Origin of the sequence: Acuticoccus sediminis (genome assembly GCF_003258595.1) — a bacterium.
Taxonomy (GTDB): Bacteria; Pseudomonadota; Alphaproteobacteria; order Rhizobiales; family Amorphaceae; genus Acuticoccus; species Acuticoccus sediminis.
In genome coordinates, this window is sequence record NZ_QHHQ01000007.1 from 1 (window position 1) to 22,016 (window position 22,016).

The 22,016-nt window shown below is 67.8% G+C and carries 15 protein-coding genes; 12 read left to right on the plus strand and 3 right to left on the minus strand.

The window, feature by feature from the left end; genetic code table 11:
• The first annotated feature begins 518 nt into the window (after positions 1–518).
• The gene (locus DLJ53_RS36440; protein WP_146620089.1) at positions 519–2,462 is read left to right on the plus strand and encodes a M23 family metallopeptidase; all 1,944 of its coding nucleotides are present in this window, start codon (positions 519–521) and stop codon (positions 2,460–2,462) included.
• 165 nt (positions 2,463–2,627) lie between these two features.
• On the opposite strand, the gene DLJ53_RS25830 is transcribed toward DLJ53_RS36440, so the two are convergent.
• Both DLJ53_RS25830 and clpB read right to left on the minus strand, forming a co-directional pair.
• Positions 2,628–2,975, minus strand: a complete 348-nt coding sequence (locus tag DLJ53_RS25830) for a hypothetical protein (RefSeq protein ID WP_111350665.1) — start codon at positions 2,973–2,975, stop codon at positions 2,628–2,630.
• Between the two features lie 569 nt (positions 2,976–3,544).
• The gene (gene clpB / locus DLJ53_RS25835; RefSeq protein WP_111350667.1) at positions 3,545–6,136 is read right to left on the minus strand and encodes an ATP-dependent chaperone ClpB; all 2,592 of its coding nucleotides are present in this window, start codon (positions 6,134–6,136) and stop codon (positions 3,545–3,547) included.
• Positions 6,137–6,440: 304 nt separating this feature from the next.
• Here clpB and DLJ53_RS25840 point away from each other — a divergent pair, with 304 nt between their 5' ends.
• The 7 genes from DLJ53_RS25840 to DLJ53_RS25870 all read left to right on the plus strand — a co-directional run bounded on the left by DLJ53_RS25840 (position 6,441) and on the right by DLJ53_RS25870 (position 13,709).
• A complete protein-coding gene (locus DLJ53_RS25840; RefSeq protein WP_111350669.1) occupies positions 6,441–6,776 on the plus strand; it encodes a hypothetical protein in 336 nt (111 codons plus the stop codon).
• Positions 6,777–7,469: 693 nt separating this feature from the next.
• Entirely contained in the window at positions 7,470–8,525 is a 1,056-nt protein-coding gene (locus DLJ53_RS25845) for an ABC transporter ATP-binding protein (RefSeq protein WP_319005087.1), read from the plus strand.
• A 114-nt stretch (positions 8,526–8,639) separates the two neighbouring features.
• Positions 8,640–9,746, plus strand: a complete 1,107-nt coding sequence (locus DLJ53_RS25850; protein WP_226578436.1) for an ABC transporter substrate-binding protein — start codon at positions 8,640–8,642, stop codon at positions 9,744–9,746.
• A 260-nt stretch (positions 9,747–10,006) separates the two neighbouring features.
• The gene (locus tag DLJ53_RS25855; RefSeq protein ID WP_111350671.1) at positions 10,007–11,290 is read left to right on the plus strand and encodes an ABC transporter permease; all 1,284 of its coding nucleotides are present in this window, start codon (positions 10,007–10,009) and stop codon (positions 11,288–11,290) included.
• 4 nt (positions 11,291–11,294) lie between these two features.
• Positions 11,295–12,140, plus strand: a complete 846-nt coding sequence (locus DLJ53_RS25860; protein WP_111350673.1) for an ABC transporter permease — start codon at positions 11,295–11,297, stop codon at positions 12,138–12,140.
• 67 nt (positions 12,141–12,207) lie between these two features.
• On the plus strand, positions 12,208–12,936 hold the full coding sequence (locus DLJ53_RS25865; RefSeq protein WP_111350675.1) for a VWA domain-containing protein: 729 nt from the start codon (positions 12,208–12,210) through the stop codon (positions 12,934–12,936).
• Positions 12,933–13,709, plus strand: coding sequence for a J domain-containing protein (locus tag DLJ53_RS25870; RefSeq protein WP_202913360.1), 777 nt, complete (start codon positions 12,933–12,935; stop codon positions 13,707–13,709). The genes DLJ53_RS25865 and DLJ53_RS25870 overlap by 4 nt, the downstream gene beginning before the upstream one ends.
• A gap of 68 nt (positions 13,710–13,777) precedes the next feature.
• On the opposite strand, the gene DLJ53_RS25875 is transcribed toward DLJ53_RS25870, so the two are convergent.
• Complete coding sequence (locus DLJ53_RS25875) at positions 13,778–15,427, minus strand: serine hydrolase (RefSeq protein ID WP_244935164.1); 1,650 nt, start codon at positions 15,425–15,427, stop codon at positions 13,778–13,780.
• A gap of 366 nt (positions 15,428–15,793) precedes the next feature.
• Here DLJ53_RS25875 and DLJ53_RS25880 point away from each other — a divergent pair, with 366 nt between their 5' ends.
• The 4 genes from DLJ53_RS25880 (at position 15,794) to DLJ53_RS25895 (ending at position 22,014) form a co-directional block, all read left to right on the plus strand.
• Complete coding sequence (locus tag DLJ53_RS25880) at positions 15,794–16,738, plus strand: aminoglycoside phosphotransferase family protein (RefSeq protein WP_111350679.1); 945 nt, start codon at positions 15,794–15,796, stop codon at positions 16,736–16,738.
• Positions 16,739–16,970: 232 nt separating this feature from the next.
• Positions 16,971–17,372 carry an ATP-dependent Clp protease adapter ClpS gene (clpS, locus tag DLJ53_RS25885; protein ID WP_111350681.1) on the plus strand — a complete coding sequence of 134 codons (402 nt, stop codon included), beginning with the start codon at positions 16,971–16,973 and terminating at the stop codon, positions 17,370–17,372.
• 9 nt (positions 17,373–17,381) lie between these two features.
• Positions 17,382–19,766, plus strand: a complete 2,385-nt coding sequence (clpA, locus tag DLJ53_RS25890; RefSeq protein WP_111350683.1) for an ATP-dependent Clp protease ATP-binding subunit ClpA — start codon at positions 17,382–17,384, stop codon at positions 19,764–19,766.
• Positions 19,767–20,328: 562 nt separating this feature from the next.
• Positions 20,329–22,014, plus strand: coding sequence for a BCCT family transporter (locus tag DLJ53_RS25895; protein WP_111350685.1), 1,686 nt, complete (start codon positions 20,329–20,331; stop codon positions 22,012–22,014).
• Positions 22,015–22,016: the final 2 nt, after the last annotated feature.

Below are 22,016 nucleotides of genomic sequence, written 5' to 3' on the forward strand. Positions count from 1 at the left end.
GGTGTGAGATCCGCAGGGACAACGCCGCCCACGTTTCTCTTTCTTCGCATTCACTTGTCAAAGAGCCCGGTACCCAGTGGCACCGTGGAAGACCATGTCTTCCTGAATTCAGCGGAAAGAAGCCCCTGTCCCGATCTCTCGGGCCATCCGGCTCGACTTTCCGTGGAAAAGTGACGGGCCGGCAGCGCCAGAAGGCGGCGTCGCCCCGTCGGTGGATGGGGATATACTCAGAGGGGCCTTGGGTGTCAACGACCGATTCGCAAAAAGTTCACGCGAAACGAACGGTCCTGTGATCGAGGGTGCGTAAGTCACTGTAAAAACGTAGGAAAACGGGCCGGCGCGCGAATCGGTGCGGGACGCATGTGCGACGCGATGCACATCGTGCCACGCTCCAGCCCGGGAGAAGGTGAGGGCGCGGAGTCAACCCCGGCCGCCGGGCGCGACGAAGTTCCATCCTTTCGTCGTGATTTCCGATCCCTTAGAAGGAAAGACTGTGTTTGCGTAAGTGAGGATCGACCGTGGCCATAGACAGCCGCAAGCCAAGAGCCGTCGAACTCGGTGACGAACCGCCGATCATGATGGGCGATGCCGACCCGTCACGATATTCCCGGCGGGGCGTCAGCGTGCGCTGGCTGTTCGGCGCGGTGGTGACCGCCATCACCTCCACCGCCCTGATGGGAGGCGCCCTCTTCGCCGCCCTCGACGGGCGCTACGTCGTCTCCGCGGAGGCCGCGCCGATCCGCGATCCCGAGGTCCCTCGCGCGCGCAAGGGAGAGAAGGGGGACCGCGTGCGTCCGACCTTCGAGACCGTGTCCTCCCGGCGGATCATCGAGATCGCGACCGTGGTGCGCCGTGGAGACGAACGGGTCATCGCCAAGCGCCCCTACGTCATGGTGAACGCCTCGCTGGTCCTCGACCCGGGCGAGATCGGCTCCATCCCGACGTTCAACGCCCGCGAGCTGGTGTCGACCGAGACCAAGGCGAGCACCAGCGCGGCCGACACCATCTCCTCGCAGGAAGTCGACGGCGAGATCACCGTGTCGGTGTCGGACTTCCCGCTCGAGGAGGGCGTCACCTTCCAGGAGGACCTCGAGCTGAAGGACGGCGAGGTCGCCCGGCAGCTTCGCGGCACCGAGACGCCGGTGGCCGAGGGCGCGGAGGGCGAGCCGGCCGCGACCGGGCCGCTGCTGGCGTCGGCCAACGGGACCGGGTTCGTCGACGACGGCTCGTTCGTGGACCCGTCCGAGGAGGTGGCCCCGAACGTCGTCGTCATTCCGGAGAACGTGTCGGAGCTGGTCAAGACCATCGACGTCGACGACGACGCCCCCAGCGACAACGAGCTCGTGGAGCTCGTCCAGCCGGGCGACACGCTGTCGAAGATCCTCGTCGGCAGCGGCGTCTCCGCCCACGACGTGAAGGCCATCGACGCGGTGCTGCGGGACGTCGGCGTGCAGACGCTGCGCCCCGGCCAGACGCTGCGCATCGCCTTCCAGCTCGACGAGGAGGGGGAGGAGGCGCAGCGCCGCCCGTCGCGCCTGTCGATCTACCAGAAGGACATCCACGTCGCGACGGTGGCGATGACCGACAGCGGCGAGTTCGTGCTGGGCGAGGCGCCGACCGGGCCCGCGCCGGACGTCAGTAGCCTCCAGGTGGCCGCGCCGCGCAGCAAGACGCCGTCGATCTACAACAGCCTCTACCAGACGGCGATCGACCACGAGCTGCCGGACCGCGTGCGCGACATCCTCGTCGCCACATATGCCAACGAGGTGGACTACAATTCCTCCGTGCGCGCCGGCGACTCGCTGATGGTGCTGCACTCGCAGGTCCCCGAAGGGGCCGAAGAACCGGCCGAGCTCCTCTTCGCATCGCTCCGCGTGGGCGGCGTGGACAAGCGCTTCTACCGCTTCAAGTCCAACGACGGGACGATCGACTATTATGACGAGGACGGCCGCACCGGCGACCGCTTCCTCATGCGCAAGCCCATGGAGCGCGGCATCTATCGCTCGGGGTACGGCATGCGCCGCCACCCGATCCTGCGCCGTCAGCGCATGCACAAGGGCGTCGACTACGCGGCGCCGCGCGGCACGCAGATCTACGCGGCCGGCGACGGTGTCGTGACGGCGGCGGGCTGGAAGGCGGGCTACGGCCGGTGGGTCGCGATCCAGCACCTCAACGGCTACATGACCGGCTACGCCCACCAGTCGCAGATCGCCAAGGGCATCAAGCCCGGCGTCCGGGTGAAGCAGGGCCAGGTGATCGGCTATGTCGGCTCGACCGGCTACTCGACCGGCCCGCACCTCCACTTCGAGGTGCACGTCAACGGGCGTCCCGTGAACCCGCTGAAGATCCGCCTGCGCCGCGGCAAGGAACTGTCAGGCGATCAGCTGGTCGCCTTCCGCTCGGAACGCGACCGGATCGAGGCGCTGCTGGAAGAGAAGCGGATCGAGGTCGCCCGCCGCTGAACCGTCCCGCGCTCCATGAAGCGCGGACGGGGCTCCGGCCCTTCCTGATACGGGGACCGGCCCAGCCGCCCGGGCCGGCGGGCAGGGGACCTTCCCTCGGCGGGGGCCGGGCTCCCGGGTGTCCCGACGATGCGCGCGTCCGGACCGGCGCCGGCGGCGTCCCGGTCAGGCGAAGAGGCGGCGCGGGCGTCGGGGCTTGGTGGCGGCGACGCCGGGGCGGGGCCGCATCGCGAGGTCGTCCCCGGACGTGAGGACCAGCGGCAGACTCGCGAGGACCGCGCCGGACATGAGGGCGGCGACCACCGGTCCCAGGCAGAATGACGCGCCGATGGCGGCGGCGATGATCAGCACCCCGAACGTACGGTCGGGCCGGACCAGCGCGGCGAGCGCGAAGAGGCTGACGAGGACGCTGAAGGTGGCGCCGCAGGCTGCGAGGACCGTCTGCACCGGCGTCAGCGGGTCGGCGAGCGGCTGCAGGAGGCCGGGCAGGGGGACCGGGACGAGCGTCGCCATACACGCTCCCGCCCCGAACAGCGCAGCGGTGACCGATCCGTAACGCAGCATTGCACGCCTCCAAAGCCTGAACGCGGGCGGACGATATCAACTTAAGGGTAGATATGCAATTTCAGGTTTATATTGCCTGCCGCGTCCATAAATCAGGCGGCCAAGTGCCCCGGTCTCCGGATGGATCCGCAAGCGCGGCGCGAGCCGGATACTTCCGTCCCGGACGAATGCGTCCAAACCCGGCAGCATGATGCCACTGGATCGCTTCAATTTCACCAGCCGATAAAGCAGGGATCCGAAGTTCGCCGAACCGGCCGTCCGTGCGATCCGGAGTGAGCGTCGCCGCCGGTGCGGGCCTCCTGCAATCCCGGGGTGTCGGCGCCGAGATCCCGGCCGGATGTGCCGAGAGGACACATCGCCAATCCCCTGACGTCAGGAGCGCCGGATATTCGGAGCGGCATCTGGCGGCGCATCGGGCCACCGCACAAGAATTGTCACGGCGCCGTATGGGGCCGCGGCCCGGCGGGGGCGGTGGGCAAGAAAAAGCCGGCCCCTCGAGGGGCCGGCTGGTGGCGGCGTCAGGCGGCCGCGGAGGTCGAGGCCGGCTCGAAGATGAGCCGGTCGGAGGTCGGCACCGCGACGACGGTGTCGCCGTCGGAGACCGTGCCGGACAGGATCGCCTCGGCGAGCGGGTCCTGGACCTCCTTCTGGATCACGCGCTTCAGCGGGCGGGCGCCGTAGACCGGGTCGTAGCCGCGCTCGGCGAGCCACTCGCGGGCATTCTGCGGCACCTCCAGCCTGATCTTGCGATCGGCCAGCAGCGTGTCCAGCCGGCGGAGCTGGATGTCGACGATCGCCGTCATCTGCACCCGCTTCAGGCGGCTGAAGAGGACGATCTCGTCCAGGCGGTTCAGGAACTCGGGCCGGAACGTCGCCCGGACCATCTCCATCACCTGCGGCCGGACCGCCTCCACGTCGTCGTGCTCGCCCTGGCTCGCCAGGAACTCGGCGCCCACGTTCGAGGTCATGACGATGATCGTGTTGCGGAAGTCGACCGTGCGCCCCTGGCCATCCGTCAGGCGCCCGTCGTCGAGCACCTGAAGCAGGACGTTGAAGACGTCCGGGTGCGCCTTCTCGATCTCGTCGAAGAGGACGACCTGGTAGGGCCGTCGCCGGACGGCTTCGGTCAGCGCGCCGCCTTCCTCGTAGCCGACGTAGCCCGGAGGGGCGCCGATCAGCCGCGAGACGGCGTGCTTCTCCATGTACTCGGACATGTCGATGCGCACCATCGCGGTGTCGTCGTCGAACAGGAAGTGCGCCAGCGCCTTGGTCAGTTCGGTCTTGCCGACGCCCGTGGGGCCGAGGAACATGAACGAGCCGATCGGCCGGTGCGGGTCCTGCAGCCCGGCGCGCGACCGGCGGACGGCGGACGAGACGGCGTGCACGGCCTCGGCCTGGCCGACGACGCGCTTCTCAAGCTCCTCCTCCATGCGCATCAGCTTCTCGCGCTCGCCCTCGAGCATCTTGTCGACCGGGATGCCGGTCCAGCGCGAGACGACCTGGGCGATGTGCGAGGAGGTGACGGCCTCCTCGACCATGCCGCCGGTCCCGGCCGCCTCGGCCTCCGCGATGCGGCGCTCGAGCTCGGGGATCACGCCGTACGCGAGCTCGCCCGCGCGGCCGAGGTCGCCGCGGCGCTGCGCGTTGGCCAGCTCGTTGCGGGCCTGGTCGAGCTCGGCCTTGGCGCCCTGGGCACCGGCCAGCTTCTCCTTCTCGGCGCGCCACCTGGTGGTCAGCTCGTCGGAGCGGTCCTCGAGGTCGGCAAGCTCGCGCTCCAGGCGCTCGAGCCGGTCGCGGCTCGCCTGGTCGTTCTCCTTGCGCAGCGCCTCCCGCTCGATCGAGAGCTGCAGGATGCGCCGGTCGATCTCGTCCAGCTCCTCCGGCTTGGAGTCGACCTGCATGCGCAGCCGCGAGGCCGCCTCGTCGACGAGATCGATCGCCTTGTCCGGCAGGAAGCGGTCCTGGATGTACCGGTTCGAGAGCTGCGCCGCGGAGACGAGCGCCGAGTCGGAAATGCGCACCCCGTGGTGAAGCTCGTACTTCTCCTTGAGGCCGCGCAGGATCGACACGGTGTCCTCGACCGTCGGCTCGTCGACGAACAGCGGCTGGAAGCGGCGGGCGAGGGCGGCGTCCTTCTCGATGTACTTGCGGTACTCGTCGAGGGTGGTCGCGCCCACGCAGTGCAGCTCGCCGCGCGCGAGGGCGGGCTTCAGGAGGTTCGAGGCGTCCATCGCGCCGTCGGTCTTGCCGGCGCCGACGAGGGTGTGCACCTCGTCGATGAAGAGGATCACGTCGCCCGTCGACTTGATCTCGCCGAGCACGGCCTTCAGCCGCTCCTCGAACTCGCCGCGATACTTCGCGCCGGCGATGAGCGCGCCCATGTCGAGGCTGAGGAGCTTCTTGTCCTTCAGGCTCTCGGGCGTGTCGCCGTTGACGATGCGCAGCGCGAGCCCTTCCGCGATGGCGGTCTTGCCGACGCCGGGCTCGCCGATGAGGATCGGATTGTTCTTCGTGCGGCGCGAGAGCACCTGGATGGTGCGGCGGATCTCCTCGTCACGGCCGATGACCGGGTCGAGCTTGCCGTCGCGGGCCGAGGCGGTGAGGTCCTGCGTGTACTTCTTCAGGGCATCATAGGAGTCCTCGGCGCCGGCCGAGTCGGCGGTGCGGCCCTTGCGCAGCTCCGCGATCGCCTTCTCCAGCGACTGCGGCGTGAGGCCGGCGTTCTTCAGGATCTTGAAGCTCTCGGTCGACGGCTCGGAGGCGAGCGCCAGCAGGAGCCGCTCGACGGTGACGAACGAGTCGCCCGCCTTCTGCGCCAGGGTTTCGGCCTGGTTCAGAACCTTGACGGTGCCGGACACGAGGCGCAGGTCGCCCGCGCCGGAGCCTTCGACCTTCGGCATCTTCGCGAGGGCGCGCTGGACGGCCTCGTGCGCTTCCTTGGGACGGGCGCCGGCCGCGGTCATCAGACCGGCGGCGAGACCGTCGGGGTCATCCAGCAGGGACTTAAGAATATGTTCGGGCGTGAACTGCTGATGCCCGGCACCGATCGCATTGGTCTGCGCGGCCTGGATGAATCCGCGGGTGCGATCGGAGAGTTTCTCGATGTTCATGGGTCCTCCTGGTCCCGGCGCGCGGCGAGAGACGCCCGCGTGCCGTCACGTGGATGGCGCGGCGCAGGTGCCACCGCGAGTGCCGCTGTGAGAGCCGGCACCGACAGAAAGATAATGCGTTCAACGCCGAGCAAAAGGCACGATCGACGCTTCTCGTGGCGCTTTCGCATGTTGCAGCGACGGGGCGATTGACGCCGTGCTAAACCGCGAAAGGACCCCATGGAAATGCGTGACGGATCGGCCGTCGTCTCCTATCTTCGGATGACGATACCGGACGAACGGGCCGCACATCGGGAGTAGTCGGATGCGCCGTACTCATGATTATCGTCTTATTCGCTTCCTGGCCGGGCACGCGGCCGTCGGCGCGCTGATCGCCGTCGCTGCCGTCTCCCTCCTCGTCATCGGCGACGTCGGCGGGCTGCGCGGCCTCGTGATGCGCAACGACGCCGGGTATCTGGCGCTTGCCGTGATGCTGGGCTTCTTCGTCATCACTTTCGCGAGCGTGCAGATGAGCGTCGCGCTGATGCTCCACACCGGGGAGGAGCCTGCCGGCCGCAAGGACCGGGACGTTCCCGCCGGCATGAAGCTCCAGCCGATCCGCATCACCGCCCGGGACCACCGCCCGACACGGCGCTACTGACGCTCCGCCCGGTCCGGTCCTCACCGGGCCGCCCATGACGACGGCGGGCCGAACCGCGCGCCGCCCGGTCGAGGTCCCGCGGCGAGCCGGGAAGGCCGATCGGACGGCGCGCATTCGAGTGCCGCCGTCGCGAAAGAGCACTCGATCGCGGCGGGTTCGGCTAGCACGAATACACAGGGCCGGGCGCTCTCGGTCCATAAGCGTATCTTGCCGCCGGATCGACCCGGCGGGCAGCCGCCCGGCATGCCGTCGCCGCGTTGCCGTCGAGCCCGGCCACACTCGCCGCGACCGGCTCGCCCGGTAGCCCGTTGCCGCATGGGTCGCCTCCAGCCGAGCCGTTCAGGCACCCTCCGCCGATCCGCGCACGAGGACCCGATTCGGCGCTCCGGGAGGGTCAAGAATTTGTACGGATGACTCATATCCGAACCCGATCGAGGGCCGGTCGATCGTCCGGGGCGACAGGAAATTTCCGACTGGATCTGCTACCGGAATGCCGCTTCCCAGATGCGACGCGGGGTTAGGCCGAGCTTATCGCTGCGACCGCTGCATCGCCCGCGTCACCACGTTTTTGCCAAAAAGCCTGTTGACGCTCGGCGGTTAGGCATGCCGTTATAAGTGGCACCAAGCAACCTGACGGGTGACGCCCTGAGCTCACAACGAGAGACACCAGGCGCCGCGGTTAAGTTCGACGGCGTGCAAAAGAGTTACGACGGGGAGACCCTCGTCGTGAAGGACCTGAACCTCGACATCCGAGCCGGGGAATTCCTCACGATGCTCGGGCCGTCCGGTTCGGGCAAGACCACCTGCCTCATGATGCTCGCCGGCTTCGAGCCACCCACGCACGGCGAGATCTTCCTGGACGGCCAGCCGATCGGCCAGCTCCCGCCCCACAAACGGGGCATCGGCATGGTGTTCCAGAACTACGCCCTCTTCCCCCACATGACCGTCGGCGAGAACCTCGCCTACCCGCTCAAGGTGCGGGGCCTGTCGAAGTCCGACATCAAGGCGAAGGTCGAGCGTGCGCTCGCGATGGTGGAGCTCTCCGGCTTCGGCGGCCGCCGCCCGGCCCAGCTCTCCGGCGGCCAGCAGCAGCGCATCGCCGTGGCGCGGGCGCTGGTGTTCGAACCCAACCTCGTCCTGATGGACGAACCGCTCGGCGCGCTCGACAAGCAGCTGCGCGAGCAGATGCAGTACGAAATCAAGCACATCCACGAGAACCTCGGCGTCACCGTCGTCTACGTGACGCACGACCAGACCGAGGCGCTCACGATGTCGGACCGCGTCGCGGTCTTCAACGACGGCAAGATCCAGCAGCTGTCCCCGCCGGAGGAGCTCTACGAGCATCCGCACAACTCGTTCGTCGCCCAGTTCATCGGCGAGAACAACAAGCTGTCCGGCACCATCTCGAAGATGGTCAACGGCCATTGCGAGGTGACCCTCGACACCGGCGCCACCGTCACGGCGGCGCCGATCAACGTCGAGGGCGAGGGCGCCCGCACGACCCTGTCGCTGCGGCCCGAGCGTGTGACGATCGGCCCGTCCGATTCCGACACGTCCCTCGACGGGCGCGTTGAGGAATTGATCTATCTGGGCGATACCATTCGCGCGCGACTTTCGGTTGCGGGGAACAGCGAGTTCATCGTCAAGGTGCCGAACCACAAGCGCACAGAGGCGCTGTCGGAAGGGTCCAACGTCACGGTCGGCTGGTCCACCGAGGACTGCCACGCGCTCGACCCGATCGCCACCTGACGGGGCCCGGCTGGCCACGCCGCCGCATCGCGTCGCACATCCGGGCCGGCCACGACGCCGGCCGAAGGACGACAGGCCGGTTCACCGGCGAAATCAAACAAGGGAGAAGTCATCTTGTTAAGGCACATTCTGATCGGCACGACCGCGTCGCTGCTCGGCATCGGCGCAGCCGTCGCGCAGGAGCCGCTCAACATCGTGTCCTGGGGCGGCGCCTACTCGATGAGCCAGCGCAAGGCTTATCACGAGCCCTACTCCGAGAAGACGGGCATCCAGATCCTCGAGGAGGACAAGTCCAACCAGGCGCTCGCCGGCATCCGCAGCCAGGTCGAGGCCGGCAACGTGACCTGGGACGTCGTCGACATGCTGCAGGCCGATGCCCAGCGTGCCTGTGACGAAGGCCTGCTCGAGGAGATCCCGTTCGACCAGCTCGCGACGGCGCCCGACGGCACCCCGGCGGCCGACGACTTCATCGAGGGCACCACCGGCGACTGCTTCGTGCCGCAGATCCTCTACGCCACCATGTTCGCCTACAACACCAAGGCGTACCCGGACGGCGGGCCGAAGACGGTCGCGGACATCTGGGACGTCGAGAAGTTCCCCGGCACCCGCTCGTTCGAGAAGATCCCGCAGAAGAACCTCGAGTGGGCATTGATCGCCGACGGCGTCGATCCGGCCGAAGTCTATGACGTGCTGGCCACGCAGGAGGGCCAGGACCGCGCCTTCGCCAAGCTCGACGAGCTGAAGGACCACATCATCTGGTGGGACGCCGGCGCACAGCCGCCGCAGATGCTGGCCGACGGCGAGGCGAACATCGTCACCGCCTACAACGGCCGCATCTTCAACGCCCAGGTCAACGAAGGCCAGCCCTTCGAGATCATGTGGGACGGTCAGATGTTCGAGGTCGACGGCTGGGTCGTCCCCGTGGACACCGGCCAGTTCGAAGAGATCATGGACTACCTGAAGTTCGCCACCGACACCCAGCGGCTGGCCGACCAGGCGAAGTGGATCTCCTACGCTCCGGCGCGTAACTCCTCGGTCGACCTCGTGGGCAACCTCTGGAAGGAGGAGGGCGGCAAGGCCGTCGAGACCGACATCGACATGAAGCCGCACATGCCGACCTCGCCCGAGAACTTCCAGAACGCGATCCAGTTCAACACCGACTTCTGGGCCGACTACGGCGACGCGCTCGAGGAGCGCTTCAACGCCTGGCTCAACTCGTAACGAGCGACAGGGGCGCCCGACCGCGCCCCTACAATTTGAATCGGGCGCGGTCACGCGCCCGGCGATCGGGAACGGGGCGCGGCGTCGCGTCCCGGACCATCCGGGGCGTCGGGCGCGCCCAGATGCCCCGGCATCCCGGAACGTGGCGGGCGTCCGGCGTGCGCCGCGTCCGCTTGAAGGGGGCGCACCCGACGGGCGCTCCTACGGCTAAGAGGCGAGGGGACCACGCGCATTGACGCCAAGAGAGCATCGGACCGAGCATGACTGACGCCGCCGTACCGGGGGCCATCCCAGTCCCCGAGCCGAAAGCCGCATTGACGACGGCGGACGGCAAGCCTCTGAAGCAGGCGCTCCGAAAGGCCAACGCCAAGGCCCGCCGCAACGCGCTGCTCCTCGTCCTGCCGCTCTTCGCGTTCCTGCTCATCACCTACACCATCCCCATCATCCAGATGATGACGCGGTCGGTGTCGAACCCCGAGGTGGCGAGCTACCTGCCCAACACGGCGGAGGCCATCGCCGACTGGGACGGGACGGACCTTCCCTCCGAGGAGGTCTTCGCCGCGATGGCGACGGACCTCAAGAACGGCGGCCGCGCCACCATCGGCCGCGTCGCCGCCCGCCTCAACGCCGAGCTCGCGGGCATCCGCTCCACCATGATGGGCGCCATGCGCTCGGCCGACGAGTTCCAGGCGCCCTTCAAGGAGGCGCTTCTCGCCGATGACGACGACTGGGGCGACCCGCGGCTCTGGAAGCTGATCCAGCGCGAGTCGCGGACGCTGACGCCGGCCTACTACCTCCGCGCGCTCGACTACGAGTACAACGAGGACGGCGACATCGTGCGCCGGCCGGACTACCTGCGCGTCTACACCCAGACCTTCTGGCAGACCGCATGGATGAGCGCGCTCATCACCGTGCTGACGATCGTCCTCGGCTATCCTGTCGCGCACCTCCTCGCGACCCTGCCGGCCTCCCGCGCGAACCTCCTGATGATCCTCGTCCTGCTGCCGTTCTGGACGTCGCTCCTCGTGCGGACATCGGCGTGGATCGTGCTGCTCCAGCAGGAGGGCGTGGTGAACGACGTCCTTGTCCTCCTCCATGTCGTCGACGAGGACGGGCGCATCCGGATGATCTACAACCGGATCGGCACGATCGTGGCGATGACGCACATCCTGCTGCCGTTCATGATCCTGCCGCTCTACTCGGTCATGAAGACGATCCCGCCGTCGCTGACGCGCGCCGCCCGATCCATGGGCGCGACGCCGCTGAGGGCGCACCTCACGGTCTACATGCCGCTGACGGTCCCGGGGCTCGCGGCGGGTGTCCTGCTCGTCTTCATCCTGGCGATCGGGTACTATATTACCCCGGCGCTGGTCGGCGGCGAGTCCGGCATCTTCATTTCCAACCTCATCGCCGACCGGATGACCGGCTCGCTGGCCCAGCTTCGCCTGGCGCTGGCGCTCGCCACCATCCTCCTCGTCGGGGTCCTCGTCCTCTACTGGCTGTTCAACAAGCTGGTGGGCGTGGACCGGCTGAAGTTCGGGTGATCCGATGGCACGTCCCGCATACGAATCCCCCCTCGAGCGCGCGTGGCGGATCACCTACCTGGTGATCTGCGGCCTCATCTTCTTCTTTCTCGTCGCGCCGATCATCGTGATCATCCCGCTGTCGTTCAACGCGACGCCGTACTTCACCTTCACGAAGGAGATGCTGTCGCTCGACCCGTCCGGCTACTCGACGCGGTGGTACGACAACCTCATCAACTCGGGCGAGTGGACGCGGTCGATCCAGAACTCGTTCTTCATCGCCACCATCTCGGCGATCATCGCGACGACGCTCGGCACGCTTGCCGCGCTGGGCCTCTCGCGGCGGGAGATGCCGGCGCGGGCGGCGATCACCGCCTTCCTGATCTCGCCGATGATCGTGCCGCTGATCATCACCGCGGCGGCCCTCTTCGCCTTCTACGCGCGGATCAACCTGTCGCAGACCTACTTCGCCATCATCATGAGCCACGTGGTGTTGGGCGCGCCGTTCGTGGTGATCACGGTGACGGCGGCGCTGTCGGGCTTCGACAACCAGCTCATCCGCGCCTCGCAGTCGCTCGGCGCGAACCAGACGACGACCTTCTTCAAGGTGATCCTGCCGCTGCTGACGCCGGGCATCGTGGCGGGCGCGCTCTTCGCCTTCATCACGTCGCTCGACGAGGTCGTCGTGGTTCTCTTCCTCGCCGGACCGAAGCAGGTGCCGATGACGGTGCAGATGTTCGGCAGCCTGCGCGAGGAGATCAGCCCGACCATCCTGGCGCTCGCCACCATCCTCGTCTGCCTCTCCATCCTGCTGCTGAGCTTCATGGAGATGATGCGGCGCCGGACGGAGAAGATGCGCGCCGGGGGCTGACCCGGCCGCTTCGCCGCACGCCCGGCTCGCCGCTGGCGCGCCGGTGCGAAAGCCTTATCTTCAGGGTGTGGCAAAGAACAACGACCATACTCCGGCCAGGACCGCCGATCAGGCACCGGCGGCCTCCAGCCGCGGCGAGATCGACGCCTTCCTGGCCCGCGCCAGCGCGACGGCGCCATCGACGGGAGGCGGGCGCGGCCGTCTGATCTTCGCGCTCGACGCGACGATGAGCCGGCAGCCCACCTGGGACCGTGCCTGCCATATCCAGGCCGAGATGTTCGCCGAGGCCGCCTCGGTCGGCGGGCTCGACATGCAGCTCATCTATTTCCGCGGCTTCGGCGAGTGCCGGGCGTCGAAGTGGATCTCCGACGGCATCCGGCTCGGCGAGATGATGACGCGGATCGACTGCCGCGCCGGCCGCACGCAGATCTCGAAGGTGCTGGCGCGCGCGCTCGAGGAGACGCGAAAGCAGCCCGTCCAGGCGCTCGTCTACGTCGGCGACGCGATGGAGGAGAACATCGACCTCCTCGGCGAGAGGGCGGGGCAGCTCGGGCTCTTGAAGGTGCCTATCTTCATCTTCCAGGAGCGCCGGGATCCGTCGGCGACGCGGGCGTTCGCGGAGATGGCGCGGCTCTCGAACGGTGCGCACCTCACCCTCGACGGGGCGGCGAGCGCGGAGCTCGCCAAGCTGTTGAAGGCGGTCGCGGTCTACGCCGCGGGCGGCCGCAAGGCGCTCGCCGACCGCAGCGCCAGGGGAGACGGAGGGGCGCGCCTTCTGCTGGAGAAGCTCTCGTGATCGTCCTGCTTCTGCCGCTTCTTGTGGGGCTCGCGCTGTTCGGGGCGATGGTGCTCGGCGCGCGCTGGTTCGCCAACGCCAGCCCTCAGCTCCTCGCGCAGAAGATCCGCTCCGGCGGCAACGTCGGCCTCATCCTCGCCGGGCTCTTCCTGATGCTGCGCGGCCGCGTCGGGCTCGGGATCACGCTGATCGGCCTCGGCTTCGGCCGGCTGTCGGGGCAGGGGGCGTTCGCGGGAAACCCCTTCACCGGCGGATCGTTCGGCGGCTCCGCCCGCACGGGGAAGCGCTCGCGCCGGTCCGCGGGGACGGGCTCGAAGGTACGCACCGCCTCGCTGGAGGCGACGCTCGATCACGATTCGGGGGACATGGACGCCGTCGTGATCAGCGGTCCGTTCACCGGGCGCGCCTTCTCGGCGATGGCGCTGCCGGAGCTCATGACGCTGCGGGCGGAATTCTCGCAGCGGAGCGAGGAGGACTCACGGCTCCTCGTGGAGGCATATCTCGACCGCCGGCAGCCCGGTTGGCGTGAAGACGCTGAGGCTGACGGCAACGGGCGGTCGAAGGGATCGCGCGGTCCTGGCCGCCCGAACGGCGGTGCCATGACCGAGCAGCAGGCCTACGAGGTGCTCGGTCTTCGGCCCGGTGCGTCCGAGGGCGAGATCCGCGCAGCGCACCGCCGCCTGATGAAACAGATGCATCCCGACCAGGGCGGGTCGAGTTTTCTGGCCGCCCAACTCAACGAGGCCAGGGACGTCCTTCTCGGACGGAGTTGAAACAACGCTCATCGCTCGGCTCACAACTGGCGCGCATGGGCGCGCCAGTCATTGGGAGCGCCGGGGCGTTACATTGATACCGCCCAGCATGGCCGGTTATGGTTAGTGAAGAGTTTGCAAGCCGAAAGAGCTTCGGCTTCGGTGCCGAACCCGGCGAAGCGCGCGCGGTAAACCGTGCCGTTCGGGGTGGCCGTCGGTAGAGTTACCCGCACGCGCTGGGCCATAGCTGGCTCTGTGCGCTCGGCTTCCTCGAGGATGGTCTTCGCCGCCGATTCGCTGTTCACCGCTCCGAGCTGGATCTGCCACCCCTTCGGAATGGCCGAATCACGCGACGCGACGTTCTGATTCGCGGCCGTGTCGGTGAGCTGATTCGCGGCCGAGCGGGTCGGCTGGTGCGGGGCGACGGGGGCCTCGTTCACCGCGATCTCCATCCGGGTCCGGTTCTTCGGCGACCCCGGGTCGATCGGCGCACGGTCGCCGGCGGTCTGCGGCGCGGAGCCCATGGCGATGATCGTCAGCCCGCTCGTCGGCACCGTGCGGCGCGCGATGAGGGCCACCAGGTTGTCCTGGCCGGCGGAATTGGCCTCGCCGAACACCTCGAACGCGGCGCTGAAGCGGTGCGGACGGCCGGCGGACGGGCTCGGCACGATGGTCGGGTCGAGCGAGGCGACCTCCACCTCGGCGCCGGTGACCGGCGCGGGGTCGTCGGGGAGCACGTTCTCGGAAATCGACGACGAGGAGGGGAGGGGGCCTGCGGACGGGGCCGGCGCGTCACCCTCGGAGCTGATCACGGCCTGCAGCGCGTCGGTGGCCGTGCGCGGCGCGGCGTGGGCGATGGTGCCGGCGGCCTCGCGGGTCTGGGAGGCGAAGGCGAGGATCGTCTGGATGTCGTCGGACTGCGGCGTCTCCTCGCGCTCCTTGAGGCGCGACGCGAAGCGCACGGCGAGGGTCGGACGGACCTTCGGGATCGGCGGCGGGCCGTAGTCGCTCCAGGCCATGTACATGAGCTGGTCGCCGCGCTGCGCCTGCGGCAGGTACTTGGCGATGAGCTCGGCCATGTGGTTGTCGCGCGAGCGGCCGGTGCTGCCGCCCATCACCACGGCGACGAGCTGACGCCCGTCCCGGCGCACGGACGTCACGAGGTTGAAGCCGGAGGCGTTGATATAGCCGGTCTTGATGCCGTCGACGCCCTCGACCCGGCCGAGCAGGCGGTTGTGGTTGGCGTAGCGCCGCTTGCCGTACTCGAACACCCGAGTCTGGAACACGCCGTAGTACTGCGGGAAGTCGCGCTGGATGGCGATGCCGAGCTTGGCCATGTCGCGCGCGGTCGTCTTGTTGTTCGGGTCGGGCAGGCCGGAGGGGGTCGTGAAGGTCGTGTGCTTCATGCCGAGACGGTGGGCGGTCTTGGTCATGCGCGCGGTGAAGGCCGGCACGGAGCCGGAGATGTTCTCCGCGACCATCGCCGCGACGTCGTTCGCCGACTTCGTCACCAGGGCCTTGATGGCGTCGCGCATCGCCATCGTCCCGCCCGGCCGGATGCCGATCTTGGACGGAGGCTGGGACGCGGCGTACTTCGACATCGTCAGGTCCGTGTCGAGCGTCATCCGGCCGGCGGAGAGCTCTTCGAACACGACGTAGAGCGTCATGATCTTGGTGAGGGAGGCCGGGTACCGCATCTCGTCGGCGCGGTCGGCGTAAAGGTCCTTTCCGCTGATCACGTCGATGACGAGGCCAGCATACTTTGGGTTCGCGGCGGCCGCTGGCGCGACAGCCACGAGCAACGGGAGAAGGACGCTTAGGGCTCTGGTCAGCCAGAGCACGGAAGCGCTGCGGCGACGGGGGCTTGAGGCGTGCATACGGTCCTTCGGCGCTCCGGCAGCGGATACCCGCTTTCAGGCCGGTCGGTTACGAGACAACACGCACCGCACTGCACACGTTAGGAGGTTACTTGCGGCTGAACCGACACGGTTAATACGGATATACCGACAAGGTCTGGATTGAAGCTTGCGAGGCAGCAAGCGCCGGAACGGCCCGAGACCCGGGCGCTCAACACATATTTCCCCACAGTGAGGAGATTTTGCAACATGCAGGCCGCACTCGACGACGAGCCCCGCGCCGCGCGCACCGTGCCGGGCCCGGCAAGCGCGGCGGAAATCGCGGAGGCCCGCGCCGCCGCCGTTTCGGTCCGGCCGGACCTGAGGCGCGCGACCGCCGAGGTGCAGGCCGTCGGCTGGGACTGTCTCGGGCTCCGTTTGGGCGACGCGATGTTCAAATTTCCCCGCACCGAGGCCGCTGCATGGCGGCTCTGCGGCGAGCCGGCACGGCTCGCGCTGGCGCGGCGTCATCTCGCCACACCGCGCATTCCGGACATGACTGTCCACAGGGCGCCGAGGCTGTTCTCGGAGCATCCGTACCTGGAGGGCGCGCTGGTCGACCCCGCGACCTACCATGCGATGCCGGAGACGGCGCGTGACCGGCTCGCCGACGAGGTCGCGGCCGTCTACGTCGCCCTCCACCGGATCCCCGTCGCCGAGGTGGAGGAGGCGGGGATCGGACGCGTCGCGGCGTGGCCGTCGGCCGAAAGGTTGTTCGACGCGGCCGCGCGGGTGCTCGACCCGCCGCTGCTGGCCTCCGTCGGCGCAACGCTGGGCCGCGTTTCCGTCAGCCTTCCCGACACCATGGTGTTCGGACACTTCGACACGCACGGCTGGAACATGGCGTGTGATACGGCCACCGGCCGGCTCGACGGGCTGTTCGACTTCGGCGACGCCGGGCTCGGGCCGCGTCACACGGACCTCTCCTACCCGTCTTTCGTCTCGCCGGATCTGACCCTTAGGGTCCTGAGGCGCTACGAGGCGCGGGGTGGGCGGCCGGTCGACGTGGACCATGTGATGGACCTCCACACGGTGCTGAGGGTGGTCGAGGTCGTGAAGGCTGGCGAGCGGCCGGCGCCGTTCGTATGGGCGTTGACGGATTGGTTGGCTGCGCTCGATCGTAGTCGATCAGAAGGTGAATTTGGGGCGGGCTAACGCGTTGGTATGGCGGGGTGGCTTGTCCCTAGAAGATTGGATTCCCATGTTGGGTCATGTCGGCGTCGGCCTCTTGCCAAGCAGTCTGTTGAGATTACCATCGCCCGGAGGCGCCAGAATCTCCCGATGGACTGAGCCGGTATCATCGCTAGGTATCGGCTTGCGCGATGTTCTTCGACGTTTCAGGATGGCGACTATGACGAGGGGACCGGATCGTACGGCACCGAGGCGGATGACGAAGGCGTTTGCGCGCCTGTCTGCATCGCCTTTCGGCCCCGGTCCGGCGGCCTCGGGCAAGGACGAGGGCGATACTGGGGACGACGGCGGTGACGGGACCGATCCCGGCACGCTGGTCATCACCCGGCCGAAGCCGAAGACGAAGCGCCCAAACATGTACCGGGTGCTTCTTTTAAACGACGACTACACCCCGATGGAGTTCGTCGTACACGTTCTGGAACGCTTCTTCCAAAAGAACCGTGAAGAAGCGACCAGAGTTATGTTGCATGTTCATCACCACGGCGTCGGCGAGTGCGGCGTTTATACCTACGAGGTCGCCGAGACAAAGGTGACGCAGGTGATGGACTTTGCTCGAAAGCATCAGCATCCTCTCCAATGTGTGATGGAGAAGAAGTGAGGAGCGACCGTGCCGTCATTCTCCCGAAGCCTTGAAAAGGCGCTGCACCAAGCGCTCGCTGCAGCCAACGAACGCCGCCAGGAATACGCGACGCTCGAACACCTCCTCCTCGCTCTCGTCGACGATCAGGACGCGGCCTCCGTCATGAAGGCCTGCAATGTCGATCTGGACCGGCTCCGCCGGGACCTCAGCGACTACATCGATACGGAGCTAGACAACCTAGTCGTCGATGGTGACGACGATTCCAAACCCACGGCCTCATTCCAGCGCGTGATCCAGCGCGCGGTCATCCACGTTCAGTCTTCCGGCCGAGAGGAAGTGACGGGTGCGAACGTGCTCGTCGCGATCTTCGCCGAACGCGAAAGCCACGCGGCATACTTCCTGCAGGAGCAGGAGATGACGCGCTACGACGCTGTCAACTATATCAGCCACGGCATCGCAAAGCGCGCTGGCGCCGGTGCCGAGCGCACCCGCGAGGCCGAAGAAGATATGCCGCAGGACGAAGCTGCGGGCCCGAAGCGGAAGACCGACGCGCTGGAGGCCTACTGCATAAATCTGAACGAGAAAGCCCGGAAGGGTAAGGTCGATCCGCTGATCGGCCGGGACCAGGAGGTGCGCCGCACCATCCAGGTCCTCTGCCGCCGGCAGAAGAACAACCCCCTGTTCGTTGGCGACCCGGGCGTCGGCAAGACGGCCATCGCCGAGGGCCTCGCCAAGCGGATCGTCGAGGGCGAAGTGCCGGAAGTGCTCGCCGAGTCCACCATCTTCGCGCTCGACATGGGCGCGCTGCTGGCCGGCACGCGCTATCGCGGCGACTTCGAGGAGCGGCTGAAGCAGGTCGTCAAGGAGATCGAGGAGTATCCCGGCGCCATCATGTTCATCGACGAGATCCACACCGTCATCGGTGCGGGCGCGACGTCGGGCGGCGCGATGGATGCTTCCAACCTCCTGAAGCCCGCGCTCTCGTCGGGCGCGATCAAGTGCATCGGGTCGACCACCTACAAGGAGTACCGTCAGTTCTTCGAGAAGGACCGCGCCCTGGTGCGTCGCTTCCAGAAGATCGACGTGCCCGAGCCGAACGTCGAGGACGCGATCGAGATCCTCAAGGGCCTGAAGCCGCGGTACGAGGAATTCCACGGCCTCAAGTACACCAACGAGGCGATCAAGTCGGCTGTCGAGCTCTCGCATCGCTACATCAACGACCGCAAGCTTCCCGACAAGGCGATCGACGTCATCGACGAGACCGGCGCGTCGCAGATGCTGCTGGCGGAGAACAAGCGCCGCAAGCAGGTCGACGTGAAGGAGATCGAGGCGACCGTCGCGACGATGGCCCGCATTCCGCCGAAGTCCGTCTCCAAGGACGACGCGGAGGTTCTGCGCACCATCGAGACGAACCTGAAGCGGGTCGTCTACGGTCAGGACGGGGCGATCGAGACGCTGTCGTCGGCGATCAAGCTGTCCCGCGCCGGCCTGCGCGAGCCCAACAAGCCGATCGGCTCCTACCTCTTCTCCGGCCCCACGGGCGTCGGTAAGACCGAGGTGGCCCGCCAGCTCGCCGAGCTGATGGGCGTGGAGCTCCTGCGCTTCGACATGTCGGAGTACATGGAGCGCCACACGGTGAGCCGCCTGATCGGCGCGCCTCCGGGCTATGTCGGGTTCGACCAGGGCGGCCTGCTGACCGACGGCGTCGACCAGCACCCGCACTGCGTCCTGCTGCTGGACGAGATCGAGAAGGCCCATCCGGACCTCTTCAACATTCTCCTGCAGGTGATGGACCACGGCAAGCTGACCGACCACAACGGCAAGAAGGTCGACTTCCGCAACGTCATCATCATCATGACGACGAACGCGGGCGCGGCCGACATGGCCAAGGCGCCGATCGGCTTCAACCGCGCACGCCGCGCGGGCGAGGACCAGGAGGCGATCAACCGCCTGTTCACGCCGGAGTTCCGCAACCGGCTCGACGCCATCGTGCCCTTCTCGCCGCTGCCGGCGGACGTCGTGCACCGCGTGGTCGAGAAGTTCGTCATGCAGCTCGAGGCGCAGCTCGCGGACCGCAACGTCACCTTCGAACTGTCGGAGGACGCCGTCGCGCTGCTGGCCGAGGAAGGCTACGACGAGAAGATGGGCGCCCGCCCGCTCGGCCGCGTCATCCAGGAGCAGATCAAGCGGCCGCTGGCCGACGCGGTCCTGTTCGGCGAGCTGAAGAAGGGCGGCACGGTCAAGGTCACGGTGACCGAGGACGAGGACGGCAAGAAGAAGCTGTCCCTCGAGGCGATCGCCGACCCGAACGCGCCGGAGACCGACATCGACGACGAGGACGAGACCTCCGATCCGGAGGCGACCTCGGGCCCGGGCTCGTCGGGCATCCCCCGCGTCCCGCTCTCCGGCTGACGCGGGCCCCGACACCAGCCGCTCGGCTCGGCCAAAGCGAAACAGAAGCGCCCCGCCCCACGGCGGGGCGCTTTTTTTGTCCGCCGCCTTCCGTGCGCGGCTTGTCTCGCGGTGCGGGCGTATACCCCTCCGTCAATGGGCGGGTGCCGGGCGCGATCCCTTGCACGACCGGCCCCGAGCCCGCGGTCCTGCCGGTCACGCCACGGCAGTGGGCGACCGGGAGGCGCACGCCGCGGCCGTTCGGACACTGCACCTTGGTCGCGTAAATTGCGCCGGCACGAAACTAAATACGGCCCAGGGGTATTGTCACAGGACGGCTCCGACCAACAACGGAAGCCTGAGACGCGCGCAATCTGCGACCGGATGTCCCGCACCGCGAGGACCTGCGTTCACGGACCGGACGCCTCGATCCCCATGCCCGGAGGCGCGTCCTCCGTCGGATCGGCCGTGTCCCCGCCAGCCCGATCCCCAGTGTGGATCGACCTTCGCGATGGCCTGGTCCGTGTCGCCGGCAGGATCGTGCCGCGACCGACATTACGACGTGCCACAATTGGGAGAGTCCATGACCGATGCAGTCAGTCCAACACCGATAACCATCGACGACATCGACTACGAGGTTGGCCAGGACAACATCACGGCCAAGGTCGGCCCGCTGGAAATCGATGTCCACAACCCGGTGTTCGCGATCGCCGCCCTCGGCATCATCGCCTTCGTCGTCGCGACAGTGTTCGCGCCCGACACCGCGACCACCGTCTTCGAGGGCGTGCGCGGCTGGCTGACGTCCAACTTCTCCTGGTTCTTCATCCTGGCCGGCAACATCTTCGTGCTGTTCGGCCTGATGCTCGTGGTGACCCCGCTCGGCAACATCCGCCTCGGCGGTCCGGACGCGAAGCCCGACTACGGCTACCTCGGCTGGTTCGCCATGCTGTTCGCCGCCGGGATGGGCATCGGCCTCATGTTCTACGGCGTCTCGGAGCCGCTGTCGCACTACGGCACATCGGTCGCCGAGTCGGCGGGAACGCCCGGGAGCTGGGCGCCCATCGGTGGCGCGCCGGGGAACCCCGAGGAGGCTGCCCGCCTCGGACTGTCCGCGGCGATCTACCACTGGGCGCTCCACCCCTGGGGCATCTACGCCGTGGTGGCGCTGGCGCTCGCGCTGTTCTCGTACAACCGCGGCATGCCGCTCGCGATCCGCACCGCGTTCTACCCGATCTTCGGCGACCGCGTGTGGGGCTGGACCGGCCACATCATCGACGTCATCGCCGTGTTCGCCACGCTGTTCGGCCTCGCGACCTCCCTCGGGATCGGCGCGGAACAGGCGATCGCCGGGTTCAACTTCCTGTTCGGCTCCGGCAACCTCGAGGAGGGGACGCGGGAGGTGTTCGGCTTCGCCTACACCGGCGCGTCCGGCCAGGGCGGCGGCGCGGACCTCCTGAAGATCATCTTCATCTGCATCATCACCGCGATGGCGACCATGTCGGTGGTGACCGGCCTCGACGCCGGCGTGAAGCGCCTGTCCGAGGCGAACCTCATCCTCGCGACGCTGCTGCTCCTCTTCGTGTTCTTCGTCGGGCCGACGGGCGACCTGATCTCGATCCTGTTCGGCTCGCTGGCGGACTACATCACCAACCTGCCGGCGCTCGCGAACCCGTTCGGGCGCGAGGACACCAACTTCGCCGAGGGCTGGACCTCGTTCTACTGGGCGTGGTGGATCTCCTGGTCGCCGTTCGTCGGCATGTTCATCGCCCGCGTCTCGCGGGGGCGCACGGTCCGCGAGTTCGTCGTCTGCGTGCTGCTCATCCCGTCGCTGGTGTGCGCCACGTGGATGGCGATCTTCGGCGGCACCGCGATCCATCAGGTGATCATCGACAACTTCCAGGGCGCGGCGGACGCCGACCTTCCGGTGCAGCTCTTCGAGATGCTCTCGCGCCTGCCGCTGGCGCAGATCACCTCGCTGATCGGCATCGTCCTCGTGGTGGTCTTCTTCGTGACCTCCTCGGACTCCGGCTCGCTGGTGATCGACACGATCACCTCCGGCGGCAAGATGGACGCCCCCGTCCCGCAGCGCGTCTTCTGGTGCGTGTTCGAGGGCGTCGTCGCGATCGTGCTGCTGGCGGGCGGCGGGCTCGCGGCGCTGCAGGCGATGGCGGTGGCGACGGGCTTCCCGTTCGCGATCCTGCTCCTCCTGATGTGCGTGTCGATCTTCATCGCGCTGCGCGAGGAACGCCAGGTCGCGGCGGCGGCCTGACG